21 protein-coding genes are annotated in these 21,151 nt (G+C 64.4%); 13 read left to right on the top strand and 8 right to left on the bottom strand.

The genetic code is table 11. The features are described from left to right. The 4 genes from IVB24_RS12915 to IVB24_RS12900 all read left to right on the top strand — a co-directional run bounded on the left by IVB24_RS12915 (position 1) and on the right by IVB24_RS12900 (position 3,308). Positions 1–1,209 (top strand): M48 family metallopeptidase, encoded by a 1,209-nt coding sequence (locus IVB24_RS12915; protein ID WP_247773096.1) that lies wholly within the window; start codon positions 1–3, stop codon positions 1,207–1,209. 195 nt (positions 1,210–1,404) lie between these two features. Beyond that, positions 1,405–2,157, top strand: coding sequence for a hypothetical protein (locus tag IVB24_RS12910; RefSeq protein ID WP_094892673.1), 753 nt, complete (start codon positions 1,405–1,407; stop codon positions 2,155–2,157). A 62-nt stretch (positions 2,158–2,219) separates the two neighbouring features. Further along, on the top strand, positions 2,220–2,888 hold the full coding sequence (locus IVB24_RS12905) for a hypothetical protein (RefSeq protein ID WP_094975719.1): 669 nt from the start codon (positions 2,220–2,222) through the stop codon (positions 2,886–2,888). Between the two features lie 87 nt (positions 2,889–2,975). Continuing rightward, entirely contained in the window at positions 2,976–3,308 is a 333-nt protein-coding gene (locus tag IVB24_RS12900; RefSeq protein ID WP_247773095.1) for a GIY-YIG nuclease family protein, read from the top strand. A 3-nt stretch (positions 3,309–3,311) separates the two neighbouring features. Here the strand turns inward: IVB24_RS12900 and IVB24_RS12895 are convergent, their stop codons facing one another. The 6 genes from IVB24_RS12895 to petA form a co-directional block, all read right to left on the bottom strand. Continuing rightward, entirely contained in the window at positions 3,312–3,851 is a 540-nt protein-coding gene (locus tag IVB24_RS12895) for an adenine phosphoribosyltransferase (protein WP_094975721.1), read from the bottom strand. Positions 3,852–3,860: 9 nt separating this feature from the next. Next, the gene (locus IVB24_RS12890) at positions 3,861–6,026 is read right to left on the bottom strand and encodes an anthranilate synthase component I (RefSeq protein WP_247773094.1); all 2,166 of its coding nucleotides are present in this window, start codon (positions 6,024–6,026) and stop codon (positions 3,861–3,863) included. A gap of 409 nt (positions 6,027–6,435) precedes the next feature. After that, on the bottom strand, positions 6,436–6,663 hold the full coding sequence (locus IVB24_RS12885; protein ID WP_140477582.1) for a hypothetical protein: 228 nt from the start codon (positions 6,661–6,663) through the stop codon (positions 6,436–6,438). A 43-nt stretch (positions 6,664–6,706) separates the two neighbouring features. Further along, a complete protein-coding gene (locus tag IVB24_RS12880; protein ID WP_140477581.1) occupies positions 6,707–7,381 on the bottom strand; it encodes a dienelactone hydrolase family protein in 675 nt (224 codons plus the stop codon). A gap of 240 nt (positions 7,382–7,621) precedes the next feature. Continuing rightward, on the bottom strand, positions 7,622–9,685 hold the full coding sequence (gene fbcH, locus IVB24_RS12875) for a cytochrome b/c1 (protein WP_140477580.1): 2,064 nt from the start codon (positions 9,683–9,685) through the stop codon (positions 7,622–7,624). A gap of 62 nt (positions 9,686–9,747) precedes the next feature. Then, positions 9,748–10,278 carry a ubiquinol-cytochrome c reductase iron-sulfur subunit gene (petA, locus tag IVB24_RS12870; protein ID WP_166466753.1) on the bottom strand — a complete coding sequence of 177 codons (531 nt, stop codon included), beginning with the start codon at positions 10,276–10,278 and terminating at the stop codon, positions 9,748–9,750. Between the two features lie 286 nt (positions 10,279–10,564). Here petA and IVB24_RS12865 point away from each other — a divergent pair, with 286 nt between their 5' ends. The 9 genes from IVB24_RS12865 (at position 10,565) to IVB24_RS12825 (ending at position 19,102) form a co-directional block, all read left to right on the top strand. Then, positions 10,565–11,023, top strand: a complete 459-nt coding sequence (locus IVB24_RS12865; RefSeq protein WP_094975728.1) for a tRNA (cytidine(34)-2'-O)-methyltransferase — start codon at positions 10,565–10,567, stop codon at positions 11,021–11,023. Between the two features lie 18 nt (positions 11,024–11,041). Beyond that, positions 11,042–11,674: a 7-carboxy-7-deazaguanine synthase gene (gene queE, locus IVB24_RS12860; RefSeq protein WP_094975729.1), complete on the top strand. Its 633-nt coding sequence runs from the start codon at positions 11,042–11,044 to the stop codon at positions 11,672–11,674. Positions 11,675–11,692: 18 nt separating this feature from the next. Further along, positions 11,693–12,580 carry an oxygen-dependent coproporphyrinogen oxidase gene (gene hemF, locus IVB24_RS12855; RefSeq protein WP_247774082.1) on the top strand — a complete coding sequence of 296 codons (888 nt, stop codon included), beginning with the start codon at positions 11,693–11,695 and terminating at the stop codon, positions 12,578–12,580. Next, positions 12,577–13,317: an HAD family hydrolase gene (locus IVB24_RS12850; RefSeq protein ID WP_247773093.1), complete on the top strand. Its 741-nt coding sequence runs from the start codon at positions 12,577–12,579 to the stop codon at positions 13,315–13,317. Before hemF ends, IVB24_RS12850 begins: the two co-directional genes overlap by 4 nt. 322 nt (positions 13,318–13,639) lie before the next feature. Continuing rightward, entirely contained in the window at positions 13,640–13,849 is a 210-nt protein-coding gene (locus IVB24_RS12845; protein WP_166474320.1) for a DUF2158 domain-containing protein, read from the top strand. Positions 13,850–13,957: 108 nt separating this feature from the next. Further along, positions 13,958–14,557 (top strand): Isoquinoline 1-oxidoreductase subunit, encoded by a 600-nt coding sequence (locus IVB24_RS12840; protein WP_247773092.1) that lies wholly within the window; start codon positions 13,958–13,960, stop codon positions 14,555–14,557. A 138-nt stretch (positions 14,558–14,695) separates the two neighbouring features. Beyond that, entirely contained in the window at positions 14,696–16,207 is a 1,512-nt protein-coding gene (locus tag IVB24_RS12835) for a glucan biosynthesis protein G (protein WP_140483223.1), read from the top strand. Beyond that, positions 16,195–18,336, top strand: coding sequence for a glucans biosynthesis glucosyltransferase MdoH (mdoH, locus tag IVB24_RS12830; protein ID WP_247773091.1), 2,142 nt, complete (start codon positions 16,195–16,197; stop codon positions 18,334–18,336). Before IVB24_RS12835 ends, mdoH begins: the two co-directional genes overlap by 13 nt. 199 nt (positions 18,337–18,535) lie before the next feature. Then, positions 18,536–19,102, top strand: coding sequence for a hypothetical protein (locus tag IVB24_RS12825; RefSeq protein WP_247773090.1), 567 nt, complete (start codon positions 18,536–18,538; stop codon positions 19,100–19,102). 10 nt (positions 19,103–19,112) lie between these two features. Here the strand turns inward: IVB24_RS12825 and IVB24_RS12820 are convergent, their stop codons facing one another. After that, positions 19,113–19,883 (bottom strand): sulfite exporter TauE/SafE family protein, encoded by a 771-nt coding sequence (locus tag IVB24_RS12820; protein WP_094975736.1) that lies wholly within the window; start codon positions 19,881–19,883, stop codon positions 19,113–19,115. Continuing rightward, positions 19,880–21,148 (bottom strand): CCA tRNA nucleotidyltransferase, encoded by a 1,269-nt coding sequence (locus tag IVB24_RS12815; protein WP_247773089.1) that lies wholly within the window; start codon positions 21,146–21,148, stop codon positions 19,880–19,882. Before IVB24_RS12815 ends, IVB24_RS12820 begins: the two co-directional genes overlap by 4 nt. Positions 21,149–21,151: the final 3 nt, after the last annotated feature.

The raw sequence follows: 21,151 nt of genomic DNA, 5'->3' as shown, positions 1-21,151 counted from the left end.
ATGGCCGCGTATGGACTCTACACGCACATCGCCTCGAACAAGTTTCGTTCGATGCTGCTTATCGCCGGCCTGTTCGCGCTGGTCTACGTGCTGGTCTATGCCGGCGCGCTGGTTGCAGAAGTCGTCATCAACGGCAATGAGACCGTCGTCTATTATCTGAGGCGCGCCCTCCACGATCTGATCGTGGCCGCGCCGGTTGCGACGATCGTGGCGGCGGTTTGGGTCGTGATCGCCTATTTCTTCCACCAGTCGATGATCGACGCGGTGACCGGCGGCCACGACGTCACGAGGCAGGAGGAGCCGCGGCTCTACAATCTGCTGGAAAACCTCTGCATCTCGCGCGGCATCACCATGCCGAAGCTGAAGATCATGGAGAGCCCGGCGCTGAACGCATTCGCGACCGGCCTCAATCCCAGGCAATATTCCATCACCGTTACCACCGGCCTCCTCAGCGCGCTTGATGACAAGGAGGTCGAGGCGGTGCTGGGCCACGAGCTGACCCACATCAAGAACGGCGACGTGCAGCTCATGGTCGTCGCCGTCATCATCGCGGGCGTTGTCGGCTTCTTCGGCGAATTGTTCTTCCGCCTGTTCACCAATTTCAGCTGGAGCGGCGGATCGTGGTCCTCTGGCTCCTCATCGTCGCGGTCGTCCTCGTCGTCGAGTGACAACAAGAACTCCGGCGGCGGCGCGGTGATCGTCATCATCATCGCGGTCGTGCTGATCGTGGTGGCCTGGCTGCTGTCGCAGGTGGTCAAGCTGGCGCTGTCGCGGTCGCGCGAATTTCTCGCCGACGCAGGTTCCGTCGAGCTGACGAAAGATCCCGATGCGATGATCTCGGCGCTGCGCAAGATCGAGAACCGCGGCGAGCTGCCCGGCGCGACCTCGGCCGTGATGGAGCTCTGCGTCGACAATCCTCGCGAGGGCTTTGCCGATCTGTTCGCGACCCACCCGTCCGTGCAATCCCGGGTCGACGCGCTGATCAAGTTTGCCGGCGGCCGCGATCCCGGCCCGCTGCCGCCGCCCGGGGACCAGACTGACGAGCCGGAGGCGCAAACCGACCAGCCCGACGCGCCGCCGCCGGTGGCGAAGGGACCGTGGAACGACGCCGGTAGCTCGGCCAGTCCGCCACCCGTGCCCGCACCCGGCCCCGCCGGAACCGCAGCGGGAAGCCCAATCAATCCGATGGGTCCCTGGGGACGCCATTGAGTGCGTGATTTACCGCCGCGCGCGCCGGGTTTTACGAGGGCTGGGAAAAAATTCGGGAATTGCCTTATCGGCATGCCGAGGAATTGAATTCTCCCTTGTTTCTGCCATGTTCGCGCCCAACAGCAGACTCGGGACATCGATTTGGGGCCCGGCCGATTGCGACCTCGCGATCGGAGGGCGCGTTAGGGGACAGCAATGGCAAAGCCGGCAGTGGTTGTGGTGGGCGCGGACAAGGGCGGGGTCGGCAAGACCACGGTATCGCGCACCCTGCTCGATTATTTTTCCGCCAACAACGTGCCGACGCGCGCGTTCGACACGGAGTCGCCGCGCGGAACGCTCAAGCGCTTCCACCCCGACATCACCGAGATCGTCGACATGACGACGACGGCCGATCAGATGAAGATCTTCGACACGCTCAACGCGACAAGCCCGTCGGTCACAGTGATCGACGTCCGCGCCGGCCTGCTCTCGCCGGCGCTGGCCTCGCTCCGCGACATCGGCTTCCTGGACGCCGCCAAGGCCGGCCAGATCACCTTCGCCGTGTTCCACATCCTCGGCCCCTCGATCGCCTCACTGGACGAGATCGCGGAGACCGCGGGCTTCATGGGCGGCGCGAAATATTTCCTGGTGAAGAACTTCATCAACGACACCCAGTTCTTCCAGTGGGACCAGGCGACCTACCAATCGTATTTCAACCGCATCAAGGACGCGACCGAGCTGACCATCCCAAAGCTCAACGAAATGGCCTATGAACAGGTCGAAGTCTCGTCCGTCCCGTTCCTGAAGTTCGTTGCCAACAAGGGCATCAACGACGAGGCCGCGAATTATTCGTTCGTGCTGCGCGGCTATGTCCGGCACTGGCTGGCGAACGTCTGGAGCGAGTTCGACCGGATCCGCCTGACCGATATCGTCGGCTCGAAGCCCGCCACCCGCAACAGCGAAAAATAGTTGCGGGCGACGCGCCGATACGGCTGGATTGGGCGGTGAGTTCGCTCGGATAATAGCTGCCGATGCCCGCAACGCCCGTCTACATCATCTGCTCGCCCCGCCCGCAGGTCGGCAAGACGCTGCTGGCGCGGCTGCTCGCCGAATTTCTGCTGCTCAAGAACGGCAACGTCGCGGCCTTCGACGTCAATCTGAAGGAACCGTCGCTGCTGGACTACCTGCCGAAGATCACGGAGACCGCCGACGTGATCGACACCTACGGCAAGATGCAGCTGATGGACCGCGTCATCGTCGACGACGGCATGGCCAAGGTGATCGATCTCGGCTTCCACGCCTTCGACGAGTTCTTCAAGATGGCCGACGAGATCGGCCTGCTGAAGGAGGCCGCCCGCCGCCATGTCGCACCACAGATCCTGTTCGTCGCCGACACCGACCGCGCCTCGGCCCGCGCTCACGAGATGCTGCGCGAGCGGATCCCGCGGATGAATCTGATCACGGTGGACAACGAATACGTCATTCGGGGCGAGCTGCCGGCCGCGATGGCCGGCGGCCGCCTGTTCCGTCTGCCCGCGTTGCCCGGCTTCCTCAAGACCTATGTCGACCGGCTGAACTTCTCCTTCACCGGCTATCTGCGCCAGGAGAAGGACGCCTCGACCGAGCTGCACCAATGGACCCGGCGGAATTACTTTGCCTTCCGCGAGCTCGAGCTCAGCCTGATCCTGCAGCGATCATAGATAATTTTACCCGGATAATATTGACTGCGGGTCGGAGCGGGCTTATTGAGGCGGTCATGGGTATTCCCCGCAGCAAGGACCGTCACCGTGAGCATCGACCGGAAAGCAGCGATCGCCGCCTACAAGGAGCGAAAGACCGTCGCGGGCATTTACGTCGTCCGCTGTGCGGCGTCGGGCGAGGCCTGGGTCGGCCAAGCGCCGAACCTGGAGACGATCCAGAACCGCATCTGGTTCTCGCTACGCCAGGGCAGCCACACCTCCCGCAACCTCCAGGCTGCCTGGAATGCGCATGGCGAGGCCGGCCTGACCTTCGGCGAATGCGAGCGTCTCGAGGATGAGGAGAGCAGCTACGTCCGGAACGCGCTCCTGAAGGAGCGCATGCTGCATTGGCTGGCGGAGCTGAGGGCCGAGGCGATCTGACTCTCAGTGCCCTTCAAACGTCATCAGCGTGCGCACCGGCACGTCCATGGCACGGAGCTTGGCGGCGCCGCCGAGGTCGGGCAGGTCGATGATGAAGCAGGCGGCGACCACGTTAGCGCCGATCTGGCGTAGCAGCTTCACCGCGCCTTCCGCCGTGCCGCCGGTGGCGATGAGGTCGTCGACCAGGATGACGCGCTCGCCGGGCGAGATGGCGTCGACATGCATCTCCATCTCGTCGATGCCGTATTCGAGTGAGTAGGCGATGCGCACGGTGGTGTGCGGCAGCTTGCCCTTCTTGCGGATCGGCACAAAGCCGGCCGAAAGCTGGTGCGCCACCGCGCCGCCGATGATGAAGCCGCGCGCTTCCATACCGGCGACCTTGTCGATCTTGTTGCCGGCCCAGGGATTGACCAGCTCGTCGACCGCGCGGCGGAAGGCGCGCGCGTCCGCAAGCAGGGTCGTGATGTCGCGGAACATGATCCCCGGCTTGGGATAGTCGGGGATGGTGCGGACGCTTGCCTTAATATCGTGGTCAAAGGTCATTGGTGCCTCTCAATCAACGCGCGCATCCAGCCGGAACGCATTCTCGACAATCTTCAAGCCCACCTCGTTGCCCAGCGACATCAGCGATTCCGGGTGGAATTGCACGCCGGCGACCGGCAGCGTCTTGTGCTCCAGCGCCATGGCGACGCCGTCCTCGGTGCTGGCGGTGACGGACAGAACCTCCGGCATGCTGTCGCGCTCGACATAGAGCGAGTGATAGCGGCCGATGACGATCTCGTTCGGCAGATTGCGCATCAGCCGCCCGCCGCGCACCTGCACCCGCGAGGGCCGGCCATGGGCCGGATGGGTGAGCTGGCCGAGTTCGCCGCCGAAATATTCGCCGATCGCCTGCACGCCGAGGCAGACGCCGAACACCGGCAGCTTCTTCTCCAGCGCCGCATCGATGGTCTTCTTAATCCCGAAATCCTCAGGCCTGCCGGGACCGGGCGACAGCACCAGCAAGTCCCAGCTCTTCTGCATGAGCATGTCGAGCGCGTGGACATGGCGGACCACGGTGACGTCGGCGCCGACTTGGCGGAAATAATCGGCGAGCATGTGCACGAAGCTGTCGTCGTGATCGATCAGCAGCACCCGCTTGCCCGAGCCGGTCGCATCAGGCGCAAAGGTCGACAGCGGTTTTGGCGGATCGCCGCGCAGCGCCTGGAACAGCGCGGCGGCCTTGACCTGGCACTCCCGGTCCTCTGCTGCAGGATCGGAATCGAACAGGCAGGTCGCGCCGACGCGCACTTCCGCAAGACCATCCTTCATGCGGATGGTGCGGATGGTCAGGCCGGTGTTGATGCTGCCGTCGAAATTCACCGCGCCGATCGCGCCGGCATACCAGCGCCGCGGCGAGCGCTCGTGATCCTCGACGAACTGCATCGCCCACAGTTTTGGCGCGCCTGTCACGGTGACGGCCCAGGCATGGGTGAGGAAGGCATCGAGCGCGTCGAAGCCGGGGCGCAGCATGCCTTCGACATGGTCGACGGTGTGGAACAGCTTCGAGTAGGTCTCGATCTGCCGGCGCGCCAGCACCTTGATCGTGCCTGGCACGCAGACGCGCGCCTTGTCGTTGCGGTCGACGTCGGTGCACATGTTGAGCTCGAACTCGTCCTTCTCCGAGTTCAGGAGCTGGCGGATCTGCTCGGCGTCGCCGATTGCATCCGTGCCGCGCGCGATCGTGCCCGAGATCGGGCAGGTCTCGACGCGGCGCCCGTCCGAGCGCACGAACATTTCCGGCGAGGCGGAGACGAGAAACTCGCCCTCGCCGAGATTCATCAGCGCGCCGTATGGCGAGGGGTTGATGACGCAGAGGCGCTGGAAGACTTCGGCCGGTGAGCGGTCGCAGGGCTCGGCAAACAGCTGGCCTGGTACCGCCTCGAACAAATCGCCGCGGGCGAAGGCCGCGCGCGCGGTCTCGACCGTGGCCTGATATTCGCCGGGCGCGTGATCGGCAAAACCCTGTCGCGGCGTCTTCGAATAGGGACTCTCGGCGGTCTCGCGGGGCAGGCCTGCGGTGGATTTACCCTTCCAGGTGAAGTCGTAACTCAGCACGACGCCTCGGCCGGTGGCGCGGTCATAAGCCAGCAGGCGATCGGGCACGTAGAGCACGATGTCGCGCTGGTCCTGCTCGCGCGCTCGCTTCTGCACGAGGTCCTCGATCTGAAACACGAGGTCATAGGCGAAGGCGCCGAACAGGCCGAGCAGCCCGTCGTCATTGGCGGAGAAGGCGGCGACGAGATCGCGCACCAGCGACATCACGCTGGCGCGCCGCGTGCGCTGGTCCTCATCGACCGGCGCATCGCCGCGGATGATATGGCCGGCAAGGCGCGTCGCGGTCTTCTCGGAGATGACGACGCAGGGCTCACGCAGCACATCGGCCAGGAAGGCGATCAGCACGTGCCCGCGCGCGTTCAGCGCTTCCAGCCTGAAATTGACGCCAGTGGTTTCGAGCTTGAGCGGCGGATCGGAGAAGCCGAGGTCAAAGCTCTCGTAGCGGCCGGGCACAGTCGTGCCCGAGGACAGCACCACGCCGCGGCGGCGGTCGAGCAGATTGATGAGGTCGTCGAGCCTGTTGGCGCCGCCGGTAAACTGCTCCGCCACGCGCGTGATCGCTAGACCCCCGCGGGTCACATAGTCGCTTCTGGCCGGGAGGGCAAAGACGGTCCTGTTCATGTCGTCCTCTTACGAAACTTGCCGAGGAAACGCCACACAGGACAAACGAGAAGGCCGCCGCGCTGTGCAGGCGACCTCAGACGATTTGGGAAAGGAAAATCGCACCGGCCACCTCGTTAGGAGGTGCGCCACCAAAGACGGGATGGGCGGGCTGCGGTGCTCATGGCGGGGATACTCACCATGGCGCGGGGACGGCGTCAAGGGTGGGCGGGCGGCCTCGACTGCCCGTACAAAGGGCGAGCCGGCAGCGAGACCGAGTTTCGGATCAGGCCAGTTCGTCCGGCTTCGGCACATCGCGCCTTCCATGACGTACGTCGCACGACAACGCTGGCAGCACGCTTGGCCTGCTGCGCGATATATTCGTGAAGTCACTCGATATCAGTGCGGGCACGCCAAGCGTGCCGGAGCTTCACAGGCCACACTTATTCCAGAGCGCGGCCATTTCCTGATCGGTCGCGAACTCGCCCCGTTCGGCCTGCGCAAGTCCCTCAAGCACAGATGAACGATGTTCGTCAGGCACAACAAACAGATCGCCGTCTTCGGCGACGATCTGCTCAAGCACCTCGGCGACGTAGGCCTGCCGATCTTCCGGCAGCCTTCTCACCTTCTCGATCACATCTTCCAAGACCTTGGTCATGGGAGGAACATATACCAGTTACGGGCCGAAAACGACCTACCCCTCAGCCCAGATGCTTCCGGAAAAACTCCGCCGCCCGGCCCCAAGCGAGTTCGGCGGCTTCGCGGTCGTGCACGGCCTGGCGCTGCTCGTTGACGAAGGCGTGCTCGGCGTCATAGCGGAACAGCTCCAGCGACTTGCCGGCGGCCTTCATGGCCTTTTCGAAGCCGTTGACCAGCTCCGGCGTGCACCAATCGTCCTTGTTGGCGAAATGCGCCTGAAGCGGAATCTTGACGTCGGCGGGCTTGGCCGCCTGCTCCGGCGGGATGCCGTAGAACACGACACCGGCCGCAAGCTCGGGCACATGCACCGATCCGATGATGGTGACGGCGCCGCCGAGACAGAAGCCGGTCAGCCCGACCTTGGCGCCGTTGCGCGACAGATATTGCGCGGCGCCGCGCACGGTCTGCGTGGTGGCGTCCATGAAGTCGAGCGAGTTCATCTCCTTATTGGCGCTGTCGGTGTCGTGATACGGTACCACCTTGCCCTTGTAGAGATCGGGCGCGAGCGCGTCGAAACCGGCCAGCGCGAAGCGGTCGCACAGGCCCTTGATCTGGTCCGACAGGCCCCACCATTCCTGAATCACGACCACGCCCGGCGCGTTGCCGCGCGCGGCATTGGCGAGATAGCCCGAGGCGTCCTTGCCGTCCGGGCGCTTGAAGGTGATGGCGGTTCCCATGGTGTCCTCCGATGAGTTTCTGGGAATGAGGTTGGCGGTATCTTCGCCGGTGCGGGCACGCGGCGCAATCCACACTCTCGTCATTCCGGGGGCCCGCGATAGCGCGAAACCGGAATCCATCGGGGCGGCAGAGTCGGTCGATCAATGGATCCCGGGCCCGATGCTGCGCATCGCCCCCAGAATGACGGCGACAAAAAAAGCCCCCTTGCGGGGGCTTCTTCATTTCTCGTCAAGCGCCGCTTAGTGCGAGCTGGCCCAGACCTTCTTCTTGGTGAAATACATCAAACCGGCGAACAGGATCAGGAACACGAAGACCTGGAATCCGAGGCGCTTGCGCGCTTCCATGTGCGGCTCGGCGGTCCACATCAGGAAGGTGGTGACGTCCTTCGAGTACTGCGCGACCGTGGCCGGGGAGCCGTCGTCATAGGTCACCTGGCCGTCGCTGAGCGGCTTCGGCATCTTGATGGCGTGGCCCGGGAAGTACTTGTTGTAGTAGGAGCCGTCCGGAATCGTCACACCCTCGGGCACGTGGTCATCAAAGCCCTGCAGCACGGCCGAAACGTAGTCCGGGCCCTGCTCCTGGTACTGGCTGAAGAAGTCGACGATGAACATCGGGAAGCCGCGCTTGTAGGAGCGGGCCTTGGTGATCAGCGACAGGTCGGGCGGCGCAGCTCCGCCGTTCGCCGCGCGCGCTGCCTGCTCGTTCGGGAACGGCGAGGGGAAATAGTCGGCCGCCCGGCCCGGGCGCTCGAACATATCGCCGGCATCGTTCGGACCGTCCTTGACCTTGTAGTCCGAGGCGAACGCTGCCACCTGCGCCACCGAATAACCGGGACCGCCGGGATCGCCGAGGTTGCGGAAGGCGATGTAGGACAGGCCGTGGCAGCTGGCGCAGACTTCCTTGTAGACTTTCAGACCGCGCTGAAGCGCACCGCGGTCGTACTTACCGAAAGGGCCCGAGAACGACCATTTGTTGCCCGGAGGCACATCACTGCCCTCGGAGGCGCGTGCGTCCTGCAGACTGCCCAGGAACAGCGCACCGGCGGCGACGAGCGCGATGGCAATCGAGGCCACCGCCTTGCCGCCCTTGGCCAGAATCGCCTCCGAGATCGAGTTCGGCACCGGCCGCGGCGTCTCGATGCGCGAGAGCAGCGGCAGGACGATCAGGAAGTAGGCGAAGTAGCAGACCGTGAGGATACGGCCGGCGATCACGTAGATGCCTTCCGGCGGCTGCGCGCCAAGATAGCCGAGCAGGATGCAGACCACGACAAAGATCCAGAAGAACTGCTTGGCCAGCGGACGGTACTTCGACGACCTCGTCTTCGCTGCGTCCAGCCAGGGCAGGAAGCACAGGATGATGATCGCGCCGAACATCCCCACCACGCCCGCGAGCTTGTTCGGGATCGAGCGCAGGATCGCGTAGAACGGCAGGTAATACCATTCCGGCACGATGTGCGGCGGGGTCACGCCCGGGTTCGCCGGAATGTAGTTGTCGGCGTCGCCGAGATAGTTCGGCATGTAGAAGATGAACCAGGCGTAGAGCAGCAGGAAGCAGGCGACGCCGAAGCCGTCCTTGATCGTGGCATGCGGCGTGAACGGCACCGTGTCCTTTTCCGTCTTCGGCTCGACGCCGTCAGGATTGTTCTGGCCAGCGACGTGGAGTGCCCAGACGTGGAGCACGACGACGCCTGCGATCAGGAACGGCAGCAGGTAGTGCAGCGAGAAGAAGCGGTTCAGCGTCGGGTTGCCGACCGAATAGCCGCCCCACAACAGCGTCACGATGCTCTCGCCGACATAGGGAATCGCGGAGAACAGATTGGTGATGACGGTAGCGCCCCAGAAGCTCATCTGGCCCCACGGCAGCACGTAGCCCATGAAGCCGGTCGCCATCATCAGCAGGTAGATGATGACGCCGAGGATCCACAGCACCTCGCGCGGCTCCTTGTACGACCCGTAGTAAAGGCCGCGGAACATATGAACGTAGACGGCGACAAAGAACATCGACGCGCCGACCGCGTGCATGTTGCGCAGCAGCCAGCCGTAGTTCACGTCACGGACGATCAGTTCGACCGACTTAAAGGCAAGATCGGCATGCGGCGTATAGTGCATCGCCAGGATCACGCCGGTCAGGATCTGCATCCCCAGCATGAAGGAGAGGATGGCGCCGAAGGTCCACCAATAGTTCAGGTTGCGCGGGGTGGGATAGACGACGAACGAGGAGTGCATGAGGCCGAGGATCGGCAGGCGCCGTTCGAGCCATTGCAGGGCCGGATTGCTCGGCTGGTAGTCGGATGGTCCGCTCATGATGCGATCCTGAGGAAATAAAACGACGAGACGGCGCGAAGCTTCGGACGCGGGTCCGAGGCTCAGCCGATCTGGATTTTGGTGTCGGAAACGAAAGTGTACGGCGGCACCGGCAGGTTCAAGGGCGCGGGCCCTTGGCGGATGCGGCCGGACGAATCGTACTGCGAACCATGGCAGGGGCAGAAGAACCCGTCGTAATTGCCTTCATGGGCGATCGGGATGCAGCCGAGATGGGTGCAGATGCCGATCACGACCAGCCATTGTTCGTGACCGGACTTGACCCGGGCCTCGTCGGTCTCCGGATCGGGCAGGCTCGCCACGTTGACGGCGCGCGCCTCGTCGATCTGCTTCTTGGTGCGGTGGCTGATGTAGATCGGCTTGCCACGCCAGAACACCTTGATGTCCTGCCCTTCGGCGACCGGACTGAGATCGACCTCGATCGGCGCACCGGCGGCGATGGTCGACGCGTCAGGATTCATTTGGGAGATGAAGGGCCAGAGCGCGGCTGCGCCCCCTACTGCTGCAGCTGCCCCGGTTGCAACGAATAAGAAATCACGGCGTGTCGGATGGTCCGCCGAAGACGCTGTCGTCACGATTCCAACCCTTTCTTCTTATGCCACCGGTGGAACCGCTCCAGGAGCCCCCAAGGTCCCCGGAACAGTCTGCCGGCGCCCGCGGCCCCCCGCGGCGGCAGAACTTCGCTCATTCACCTCTAAACGGATGAAACAGCAGTCCAGAATCGTTCTATTGGCACCCTTGCCGGGCGAGCGCAAGCCCGCTATCGGCGCGGGAGCGTGCAATGCACGAATTCCGCGGCCGGCGGTGTTTTAGTGAGACATTTCCGGCACGCATCGCCCTGATACAGCCCTCGCACAGCCCATGCAGATTGCGCTTTTCCAACCCGACATCGCCCAGAACACCGGCACGATTCTCAGGCTTTGCGCCTGCCTGGGCATCGCCGCCCACATCATCGAACCGGCGGGCTTCCCCGTCTCCGACCGCCTGTTCCGCCGGGCGGGAATGGACTACCTCGACCATGTCAGCCTGACCCGCCATGACTCTTGGTCGAAATTCGAGGATTGGCGCGCGGCACATGACTACCGCCTGCTGCTGTTCACCACCAAAGCTGCCACCGACTACCGCGATTTCCGTTACCAGACGTCGGACATCCTGCTATTCGGGCGCGAGAGCGCCGGTGTCACCGACGCGGTGGTCGAGGCCGCCGACGCGCGGCTGGTGATCCCGATCAAAGCGGGGCTGCGGTCGCTCAATGTCGCCATGACCGCGGCCATGGCCGCTGGCGAGGCGCTGCGGCAGATCCGGAACCCGCAGGCCTGACAGATTGAGGAGAGACGAGTGAGTTACGCGGTCAAGGAGATCTTCCTGACCCTGCAAGGCGAAGGCGCCCATGCCGGGCGTGCGTCCGTGTTCTGCCGTTTTGCCGGCTGCAACCTCTGGAGCGGCCGCGAGGCGGACCGTCTCGAGGCCACCTGCAAGTTCTGCGACACCGATTTCGTCGGAACCGACGGCACCCTCGGCGGCCGCTACGGCTCGGCCGCGGAACTCGCCGACACCATCGCCGCGCAATGGCGTGCCACCGCCGCCAACCGCTACGTGGTGCTGACCGGCGGCGAGCCGCTGCTCCAGGTCGACGCCGCGCTGATCGAGGCGCTCCACGCCCGCGGCTTCGAGATCGGCGTCGAGACCAACGGCACCATCGCAGCTCCCGAGGGGCTCGACTGGATCTGCGTCAGCCCCAAGGGCGGCAGCGAGCTGGTGCTGCGCCAGGGCCACGAGTTGAAGCTGGTCTATCCGCAGGCCCTCGCCGCCCCTGAAGCCTTCGAGGACCTCGCCTTCGAGCGCTTCTCGCTGCAGCCGATGGACGGGGCCGAGGTCATCGAAAACACCGCGCGCGCGATCGACTACTGCCTGCGCCATCCCCAATGGCGGCTCAGCGTGCAGACGCACAAATCGCTCGGCATCAGATAGGACGCGACCGGGATGCAGATGGACATGGCGGAGATCGAAGACCGCAAGACCCGTGCCCGCAGCTGGTTCGAAGCCTTGCGCGACGACATCTGCGCGAGCTTCGAGCGGCTCGAGGACGACGCCCCGCAAAGCCTCTACCCGGGCGAGGCCGGCCGCTTCAAGCGCACGCCCTGGCAGCGCACCGACCATACCGGCGCGCCCGGCGGCGGCGGCGTGATGTCGATGATGCATGGCCGCCTGTTCGAGAAGGTCGGCGTGCACTGCTCGACCGTGCATGGCGAGTTTGCGCCCGAATTTCGCGCCCAGATTCCCGGTGCCGCGGAGGATCCCAAATTCTGGGCTTCGGGCATTTCGCTGATCGCGCATATGCGCAATCCGAACGTGCCCGCCGTGCACATGAACACCCGCTTCGTCGTCACCACCAAAGCCTGGTTCGGCGGCGGCGCCGATCTCACGCCGGTGCTGGACCGAAGGCGGACGCAGGACGATGCGGACACCATCGCCTTCCACGCCGCGATGAAGCAGGCCTGTGCGCAGCCGAACGGGGTTGCCGACTACGACAAGTACAAGACATGGTGCGACGAATATTTCTACCTGCCGCACCGCAAAGAGGCGCGCGGCATCGGCGGCATCTTCTACGACTGGCATGACAGCGGCGACTGGAACGCCGATCTCGCCTTCACCAAGGAGGTCGGCCGCGCCTTCCTGCAGATCTACCCCGAGATCGTCAGGCGCAATTTCGCGAACGCCTGGACTGCTGCCGACCGCGAGGAGCAGCTGATCCGGCGCGGCCGCTATGTCGAATTCAACCTGCTCTATGATCGCGGCACCATCTTCGGGCTCAAGACCGGCGGCAATGTCGATTCGATCCTGTCGTCGATGCCGCCGGAGGTGAAGTGGCCATGACTGTTTCGAAGCCGCTTCCCCGCGCCATGCTGATCGACATGGACGACACCATCCTGTCGGCCTATGGCCGGCCCGAGATCGCCTGGAACACGATCGCGAAGGAATTTGCCGACGAGCTTGCACCACTGCCGCCCGAGCTGGTCGCAACCACTGTCCTCGCTTTCGCGCGAAACTTCTGGGCGAACGCCGAAGCCGCTTGGCGGATGAAGCTCGCCGAGGCGCGGCACCTCACGGTCAAGGGCGGCTTTGCCGCGCTCGCGGCGGCCGGCCATCGCGCCATGCCCGACGACCTCGCCGTCCGCCTCGCCGACCGCTTCACCGCCTATCGCGAGGAGGAGATGTTCGTCTTCCCCGGCGCGCATGAGGCGATCGATCAATTGAAGGCGCGCGGTATCAAGCTCGCGCTGGTGACCAACGGCGCCGCCGACACCCAGCGCGCCAAGGTCGAGCGCTTCGAGCTGGCGCACCGCTTCGACCACATCCAGATCGAGGGCGAGCACGGTTTCGGCAAGCCCGAGGAGCGCGCCTATCTGCACGCGATGGAAGCGCTTGGGGTCACGCCCGCGGACACGTGGATGATCGGCGACAATCTGGAATGGGAAGTGGTGACGCCGCAGCGCCTCGGCATCTACGCGATCTGGATCGACGTCCACGGCGATGGCCTGCCCGAGGGCTCGACGGTCAGACCCGACCGCATTATCCGCTCGCTGACCGAACTGGTGCCGGACCGGACCTGACCAAAAGCAAAATATCGAAAAACAACCCCATGCACAGTAGACGGCTGCTGCAATAACAACGGCTTACGGCACGCCGAAAACGAACTGCTGATTTTACGAAATCATTTGACCCGTCGAGCAAAACGGGCGCATGATGCAATCATCGCCGCGCCCGGGACGGAACAGCCCTTGGTGACCATCGAGCGATCCCCCACTCGAACCTCTGCCATAGGCGTTTAGGAAGTTGAGGCCAGCCGGACACATTCGCGGGTCTCCATCCCGTGATCGGCGTGTCATGCCGGCTTGCTAGCTTCTTAAGTCAATCAACCTGAAAGGACCATCCATGGAACTGAAAGCCGGCGACATCGTCATGCTGAAATCCGGCGGGCAGCCGCTCACCGTCGCCGAAGTGAAGGGCGACGACGTACTCTGTCTCTGGATGGGCGTGGAAGGCGATTTGTTTCGCGAGACCCTACCGCTCGCCGTGCTCGAACAACTGGAAGAGTTGGACGAGGACGACGAGGATGAAGAAGACGACGAAGACGAAGAATAGGCGCGGCCAGGTCCTCATCCTGGCGGCGCGGGAACCAAACCAAGATGCGTCGATTAGGATGTCATGATCCGCGCACCTCAATTCGCCGTTCGGGCCGGAAGCCTTGCGATGATCGCTTTCGTCGCAGCGATGGCTGGCTCTCGCCCGAGCGGTGCGGACCCCTCATCTGCTTCCTCAACACTGCGGAATGCCGGCGAGTTTTCGTCGATTTCAAATCAAGCCGATCGCTCGCGCGCGCTGTTCGAAGAAATCGGCAAGGTGCTCACCAATCCGCGTTGCATGAATTGCCACCCGGCCGGCGATCATCCGTTGCAGGGCGACGATAGCCACGAGCATGTACCGCCGATATGGCGTGCCGAGACCGGGCATTACGAGGTCAGCTGCTCCGGATGCCATAGCGGGAAGAACTTCTCGCTTCACGAAGCGGCCACCTATCGAAGCATTCCCGGTCATCCGCGATGGGGCTTCGCGCCACTGTCCATGGCGTGGGAAGGCAAGTCGTTGGGCGACATTTGCCGCCAGCTGAAGGACGTCCAACTCAATGGCGGTCGTGACCTCGCCGCGCTGCAGGAACACATCGCCAAGGATGATCTCGTCGCGTGGGGTTGGAATCCCGGCGAAGGCCGCAAGCCGGCTCCGGGCAGCCAGCAGGTGGCGGGCGAGCTGGTGCAGGCCTGGATCGATAGCGGCGCCGAGTGCCCGCGCTGACGCAGGCAATATCCGGACGTTGCGTCGCTCATAACGGTGCAACAGCTGACCTCCCTAGATGTCGCGACGGCCACGCCGAGCAATGGAACTCCCGGGAACATTGGCCGTTTCCATCTCTTCCAAAACCGGGAGACGCGCGTGAACCGCCGAGACCTTCTTCGCGCATCAGCTGCTGTTTCAGCTGCAGCCATACTGCCACGGGCTGCGGACGCTCAGGCCGGCGACGCCCCGCCCTTCAGCCCTTCCACCGTGCGCGAGCAGGCGCGCGCCCTTGCCGCCAAGCCGTTCGTGGCGCCGGACGAGAAGCTTCCGGACGCACTGACGAATCTCAACTACGACCAATACCGATCCATTCGGTTCGCACCCGAAAAGGCGCTATGGCGTGACGAAAAGCTGCCGTTCCAGGTGCAGTTCTTCCACCGCGGCTTCTTCTACAAGAACAGGGTCGACATCTTCGAGGTGGCGAACAGGAGCGTCACACCGGTGTCGTATCGGCGCGCCGACTTTTCGTTCGGCGAAGGGCTCGGGCAATGGCCGGATGCGGACCTCGGGTTCGCCGGCTTCCGTATCCATACCCCGATCAACAAACCCGATTATTACGACGAACTTTGCGTATTCCTTGGCGCAAGCTACTTCCGGGCCGTTGCGAAAGGACAGACCTATGGTCTGTCGGCGCGGGGGCTTGCGATCGATACAGGCGAGAGCAAAGGCGAAGAGTTTCCGGTGTTCAAGGCGTTCTGGCTGGAGAAGCCGGCGCCGAACTCCTCCTCGATGGTGGTCCATGCGCTGCTCGACAGCAAGAGCGCAGCAGCCAGCTACCGCTTCACCATACGGCCGGGCCAAACCACGGTATTCGACGTCGAGATGGCTCTCTATCCGCGGGTCGACGTCGAGCACGCGGGGCTCGCGCCGATGACCAGCATGTTCTTCTTCGGTCCGAACGATCGGAAGGACTTCGATGATTTCCGCCCCTCGGTTCACGACTCGGATGGACTTTCGATCTTCAACGGCAGAGGTGAGCAGCTCTGGCGGCCGCTCAACAATCCGCACGATTTGCAGGTCAGCAGTTTTGCCGATGTCAATCCTGGCGGCTTCGGCCTCATGCAGCGGGAGAGGAATTATCTCGCTTATCAGGATCTGGAATCCAGTTTTGAGACCCGCCCGAGCCTCTGGTTCGAGCCGATCGGCGATTGGGGCGAAGGGGCGGTGAAACTGATCGAGATACCGACCAAGGAAGAGGTCCACGACAATATCGCCACGCTCTGGCAGCCGAAACAGCCCCTGACGGCAAAGAGCGAGCACATCTTTACCTATCGACTGCACTGGGGGCCGGACGCGCCGAAAGCCGACGCATTGGCGCGGTTCACGCGCACGGGTATCGGCAGCCGTGGCGATGACAGCAAGTTGTTCGTCCTGGAGCTGATGGGAGATCGCCTCAAAAGCATCGATCCCAAGGCCATCAAAGGCATGGTGACCGCTGAAAAAGCTGAAATCAGCAACATCGTCACGCAACCAAATCCCGCGACTGGCGGATGGCGTCTGAGCTTCCAATGCTCGGTCAAGGGGCAGCCGTCGATCGAACTGCGCGCTTTCCTCGCGCAGAACGATGCGCCGGTCTCTGAAATATGGATCTATCGATGGACGCCCTGAAGCGGTCGCAGGCGCCACTGCCAAGCGCCCCCGCCCGCCCGTTTCTGCCGCCGGAAAGCCCGCTGACGATGCTGCCGTGCAGGCTGGATCACGCAGCCGGCGTCCGGCAATCGCAAGCGCCGGCGAGCGCTAGCCTGACGGCTCGCCGTCTCTTCATCCTTGCCGGTACGGCCTTGCTGACGCTTGCAGGCGCCTACGGCATGTACGACGTGGTGAAGATTGGCGGTGTCACCTTTCTCGAGGCGCTGCTGCTCGGCCTGTTCCTTGTGCTGCTCGCCTGGGTCGCGTTCTCGTTCATGTCCGCCCTTGCCGGATTTTTCGTGCTGCTGACGCGCGGCCAGGTCAGCCTGCCGATCGACACGACAGGCCCGCTGCCTCCCATCACCACGCGCACCGCCATGCTGATGCCGACCTATAACGAGGACCCCCATCATGTGATGGCCCGGCTGCGCGCAATGTATGAATCCGTCGAAGCGACCGGATATGGCGCACAATTCGACTGGTTCTTGCTGAGCGATACGACCGACCCGGACGTCTGGATCAGCGAAGAGATGGCCTTCATCCAGCTGCGCCGTGCCTGCGGCGGAGATCGGCTGTACTACCGGCATCGCTCCGACAACACCGCGCGGAAGTCCGGAAACATCGCCGACTGGGTCACCAGGTTTGGCGCGGCCTATGATCACATGATCGTCCTCGACGCGGACAGCCTCATGGAGGCCGACACGATCGTTCGCATCGTCCACGCGATGGAACGCCACCCCACTTGCGCGCTGATGCAGACGCAGCCTGTCATCGTCAACGCGCGCACCCTGTTCAGCAGGCTGCAGCAATTTTCGGGACGCGTGTACGGTCCCCTCATCACAGCGGGCAATGCCTGGTGGCACGGCGGCGACAGCAACTATTGGGGCCACAACGCCATCATCCGGATACAGGCCTTCGCTGCGGAGGCCGGACTGCCCGAACTCCGCGGTCGCAAACCTTTCGGAGGACACATCCTCAGCCATGATTTTGTCGAGGCCGCGTTGATGCGCCGCGCCGGCTGGGGGATCTATATGGTCCCGGCGGTTCGCGGCAGCTTCGAAGAGGTCCCGCCGTCGCTGCTGGACTTTGCGGGGAGAGACCGTCGCTGGTGCCAGGGAAACCTGCAGCATCTCGCGGTTCTGCCGGCGCGCGGGCTGCACTGGGTTTCGAGGCTGCATCTGCTCACCGGCATCGGCTCCTACGTGACGGCGCCGCTCTGGCTTCTGTTCCTGTTGCTCGGTCTGCTCATCTCGCTGCAGGCGCACTTCATCCGGCCCGAATACTTTCCGAAGGGCTTCAGTTTGTTTCCCAGCTGGCCGCAACAGGACCCGGTGCTTGCGGCCTGGGTCTTTGCCGCGACAATGGGGCTTCTGATCCTGCCGAAGCTGCTGGCCTATCTGGTTCTGATCAGCGATCGTGACGAACGAGCCGGATTTGCAGGAAGCTTTCGTGCTCTGGCGGGTGTCGTTTGCGAGACGTTCGTGGCTGCATTGCTTGCGCCCTGCATGATGATCCTCCAGACCAAGGCCGTCGTGGAAATTCTCGCCGGCCGGGACGCAGGCTGGCAAGTGCAGCGCCGAGGCGATGGACGGCCTGCCCGCGGCGAAGTCTATCGAAAGCTCGCCGGACCGACACTGTTCGGCCTCGCCCTGTCGCTCTGCGCCTATGCGGTCTCCTTGCCCCTGCTGCTCTGGATGTCGCCTGTGGTGCTGGGACTGCTGCTTTCGATCCCGTTGGGGATCATCACCTCTTCGCGGCTGAGCGCGCCCGGAGTCTTTGCCACGCCGGAAACCAACAGCTCGCCTGCCGTGGTGCTGCGCGCGAACGAGCTCGCCGCATCCGAGCGCACTGAAATGGTCGGGGCTCTACACCAGCTCGGCCGGGACCCTGAATTGCTGGCCGAGCATCTGGGCTCGCTGTCGCCTGCCAGCCCGCGCAGATTTGGGCTCGTCGACGTGCCTCTTGCGACCGCAACCGCCAAGGTCGAGCAATGCGAAAGCCAGGAGGATGCCGCTGCCTGGCTCGACAGATCCGAACTGCACGCCGTGCTTGGCCATCCGACGCTGCTCAAACAGGTCCTTGAGATGCCTCCAGGCAGGCAGGAATAGCCACCGCGGCGCAAGCCGTTATCGGGCGTAAGAATGCCGAAGCGAAAGCTCCGTCTTGCCGATCCGGCAGCGCTGCGCCGACATCACGTCCATCGGCATCGGCGGCCGCAGCGTGGTGCTGCCGGGCGTCCCTTGCTCACGGCTGCCGATCGCTGCCGCACCAATTGCGTTGGACGAAAAGGCTGACTAGGACGTTCGGATGAGCATCGAATCGCCTCCGAATTGGCCAGTTGTGGACCCACCGCCCTTTGTGCCCGCGCCGCGTCGCCGATGGCCGTTTGCGCTCTTCGTGGCCGGTGTCCTGGCGCTCGCAGGCGCAGGGGCAGGTTACGTCTGGCTGAACCCGGGATTGTTCAGTCAGTCCGCCGGACGCGAGGATGGGGACGCCGACAGCAGATCCAATGACAAGGCGATCATGACCGACCTGCTCGCCGCGCAACAAAAGACGGCCGACGACCTGGCGGCGATCGACAGGGCCATCGCCGATCAGCAAGAGCAATTGAAGGCGATCGTAAGTCAACTTGCCAACCTCAGCTCGAAAATTGACGCAGTGAGGAGCCCGGCCCCGCAGGCATCGGTCACACCGGCTCCGCTGGCTGCCCCCAGTGCCGCGATGCCATCGGCTTCAGTGCCTCCCGTTGCGCCAGCAGCGACAGCGCGCGTCGCCCCGAAGCAAAAGAAGCCACCGCGCGCAACGGCCCCGACCGGCCCGATATCGGTCGGGGGAGCGCCGTTGAACGCAGCGCCCGATGCGACTGTGCGCTGAGCCGGGTCGTCTACGCGATCAACTGCCTCGCCGCCGCCGAGATCATCACCAGCCCGCCGGTGATCACCGCGACATCGAGGATCGCGGTGTGGATGTGCAGCGGCATCCGCTCCACAAAAGCTTTTGCCAGGAACGCGCCGGGGATCGCGATCGCGCCGATCAGCAGCGCGAGGGCGAGCACCTGCGCGGTGACGGCGCCGGCCAGGCCGAACACCGAGATCTTGATCAGGCCGGTACCGAGCGAGATCATGGCGTCCGTTGCGATCACGGCGGCGCCTTCGAGGCCCGCGGCCATCAGGAGCGAGAGCAGGATCACGCCGGAGCCGGAGGTACCGCCGACCAGCACGCCGTAACCCACCGAGCCAGCGGCAAGGCCGCTGTCGCCGATCCTGACCTTTCGGCGGCGGAGCACGCGGCGCAGCGGCACGCTGAGGATCAGCATCGAGCCGATCACCAGTGCCGCGCCGGCGTTGGTGAGGCGGGTATAGCCATAGGCGCCGAGTGCGGTCGTCAGGCCTGCGCAGGCGAGCACGATCAGCGCGCGGCGGCGATCGGCATAACGAATATAGGCAAGTGCACGGCTCGAATTGGTGAACATCGCGGAGATCGCGATGATCGGCACCACGGGCTCGGCGCCGACCAGCGGCACCAGCACCAGCGGCATCAGGGCGCCGGTGCCATAGCCGGCGAGACCACCGATGATCGAAGCAAACAACGCCATCAACGCGACCAGCAGGAGCTGAAAGATCGAGATGTCGGCGAAGCCTGAGACGATGGTCACGTTCTCTCGTCGCGGCTGATGCGGGCCGCAGCTTGATCGGCGATGGTAGCGAGCGCGGCATCATCTAGTGGAAAATCCGCCGCAAGCCAAGCGTCCTCGGCGAGCGTCAACACGTGTCCAAGCGCGGGTCCCTCCGCCAGACCGCGCGCGATGAAGTCGGCGGCCTTGAGCGGAAATTTCGGCGCAGTCCAGCGCTGCGGCAGTTCTGCGAGCGCGCGCCAGTGCGTTGAGGTGACGTCGCCGCCGGCCCGCGCCCAGCCCAGCAACACACGATCGTGATAACGTTCGGGGCCGAGCCGATAGAGCAGACGCCGCCCGTTGGCCTCGTCCTTGGTGGCGAAGCGCCACCAGCGATGGCCCATCGAATCCAGTGCCTTGGTTTCGGCATTGGAGAGCCGCAGCCGCGCGACGACCCGCTTGGCATCTTCGGTCACGGCGACGGTCAGCGCGGCGAGGCGCCGCGTGCTGCTCGCAGTGAGGCCGAGTTCGCGCTCGATCGCGATCATCGCCGACAACGGCCCGGTATAGGCGACGCCGCCGGTCAGCGCTTGCAGCAATCCGCCCTCGGCCATGGCCAGCACTGCCGCGGACGCGCCGCCGGCCACCAGCAGCTTCAGCATCTCCATCCGCACCCGCTCGGCCGAGAGGTTGGCCAGACCCGCACGCCCCCGGATGCAAGCGAGATAGCCGTCGCGGTCGGGATCGCCGGCACCGAAGGCGGCGTGGATGCGGAAGAAGCGCAGGATACGCAGATAATCCTCCGCGATGCGCTGGTCGGGATCGCCGATGAAGCGCACGCGGCGCGCTTTGGCATCCGCGATGCCGCCGACATGGTCGTAGACGACGCCGCGCGCATCGACCGAGAGGCCGTTCATGGTGAAATCGCGCCGCTCGGCATCCTTCACCCAGTCGCGGCCGAACGCGACCTTGGCCTTGCGGCCGAAGGTCTCGGTGTCCTCGCGCAGCGTGGTGACTTCATAGGGGTGGCTGTCGATGACCAGCGTGACTGTGCCGTGGTCGATGCCGGTCGGCACGCTCTTGATGCCGGCAGCCTTGGCGCGCCGGATCACCTCCTCCGGCCGCGCCGTGGTCGCGATGTCGATGTCGCCGGGCTGAAGGCCGAGCAGCGCGTTGCGCACGGCGCCGCCGACCACCCGCGCCTCCTCGCCGTCAGCGTTGAGCAATTGCAGGACGCGCGCGGTCCCGCCCGCGGTCAGCCAGGGCGCATCGGCAAGAATCGGGGCAACTATCGGCTCCGCGCTCATCGT

The organism is Bradyrhizobium sp. 192, assembly GCF_023100965.1.
Classification (GTDB): Bacteria; Pseudomonadota; Alphaproteobacteria; order Rhizobiales; family Xanthobacteraceae; genus Bradyrhizobium; species Bradyrhizobium symbiodeficiens.
The sequence above is the reverse complement of the archived record's forward strand: the minus strand, read 5'-3'. Positions and strand labels throughout refer to the sequence as shown.

What these genes read in the sequence shown, in the direction of transcription:
- IVB24_RS12915 (WP_247773096.1), top strand. Translation starts at nt 1, where the DNA reads ATGGCCGCGTATGGACTCTACACGCACATCGCCTCGAACAAGTTTCGT.
- IVB24_RS12910 (WP_094892673.1), top strand. Translation starts at nt 1,405, where the DNA reads ATGGCAAAGCCGGCAGTGGTTGTGGTGGGCGCGGACAAGGGCGGGGTC.
- IVB24_RS12905 (WP_094975719.1), top strand. Translation starts at nt 2,220, where the DNA reads ATGCCCGCAACGCCCGTCTACATCATCTGCTCGCCCCGCCCGCAGGTC.
- IVB24_RS12895 (WP_094975721.1), bottom strand. Translation starts at nt 3,851, where the DNA reads ATGACCTTTGACCACGATATTAAGGCAAGCGTCCGCACCATCCCCGAC.
- IVB24_RS12890 (WP_247773094.1), bottom strand. Translation starts at nt 6,026, where the DNA reads ATGAACAGGACCGTCTTTGCCCTCCCGGCCAGAAGCGACTATGTGACC.
- IVB24_RS12885 (WP_140477582.1), bottom strand. Translation starts at nt 6,663, where the DNA reads ATGACCAAGGTCTTGGAAGATGTGATCGAGAAGGTGAGAAGGCTGCCG.
- IVB24_RS12880 (WP_140477581.1), bottom strand. Translation starts at nt 7,381, where the DNA reads ATGGGAACCGCCATCACCTTCAAGCGCCCGGACGGCAAGGACGCCTCG.
- fbcH (WP_140477580.1), bottom strand. Translation starts at nt 9,685, where the DNA reads ATGAGCGGACCATCCGACTACCAGCCGAGCAATCCGGCCCTGCAATGG.
- IVB24_RS12865 (WP_094975728.1), top strand. Translation starts at nt 10,565, where the DNA reads ATGCAGATTGCGCTTTTCCAACCCGACATCGCCCAGAACACCGGCACG.
- hemF (WP_247774082.1), top strand. Translation starts at nt 11,693, where the DNA reads ATGGACATGGCGGAGATCGAAGACCGCAAGACCCGTGCCCGCAGCTGG.
- IVB24_RS12850 (WP_247773093.1), top strand. Translation starts at nt 12,577, where the DNA reads ATGACTGTTTCGAAGCCGCTTCCCCGCGCCATGCTGATCGACATGGAC.
- IVB24_RS12845 (WP_166474320.1), top strand. Translation starts at nt 13,640, where the DNA reads ATGGAACTGAAAGCCGGCGACATCGTCATGCTGAAATCCGGCGGGCAG.
- IVB24_RS12840 (WP_247773092.1), top strand. Translation starts at nt 13,958, where the DNA reads ATGATCGCTTTCGTCGCAGCGATGGCTGGCTCTCGCCCGAGCGGTGCG.
- mdoH (WP_247773091.1), top strand. Translation starts at nt 16,195, where the DNA reads ATGGACGCCCTGAAGCGGTCGCAGGCGCCACTGCCAAGCGCCCCCGCC.
- IVB24_RS12825 (WP_247773090.1), top strand. Translation starts at nt 18,536, where the DNA reads ATGAGCATCGAATCGCCTCCGAATTGGCCAGTTGTGGACCCACCGCCC.
- IVB24_RS12815 (WP_247773089.1), bottom strand. Translation starts at nt 21,148, where the DNA reads ATGAGCGCGGAGCCGATAGTTGCCCCGATTCTTGCCGATGCGCCCTGG.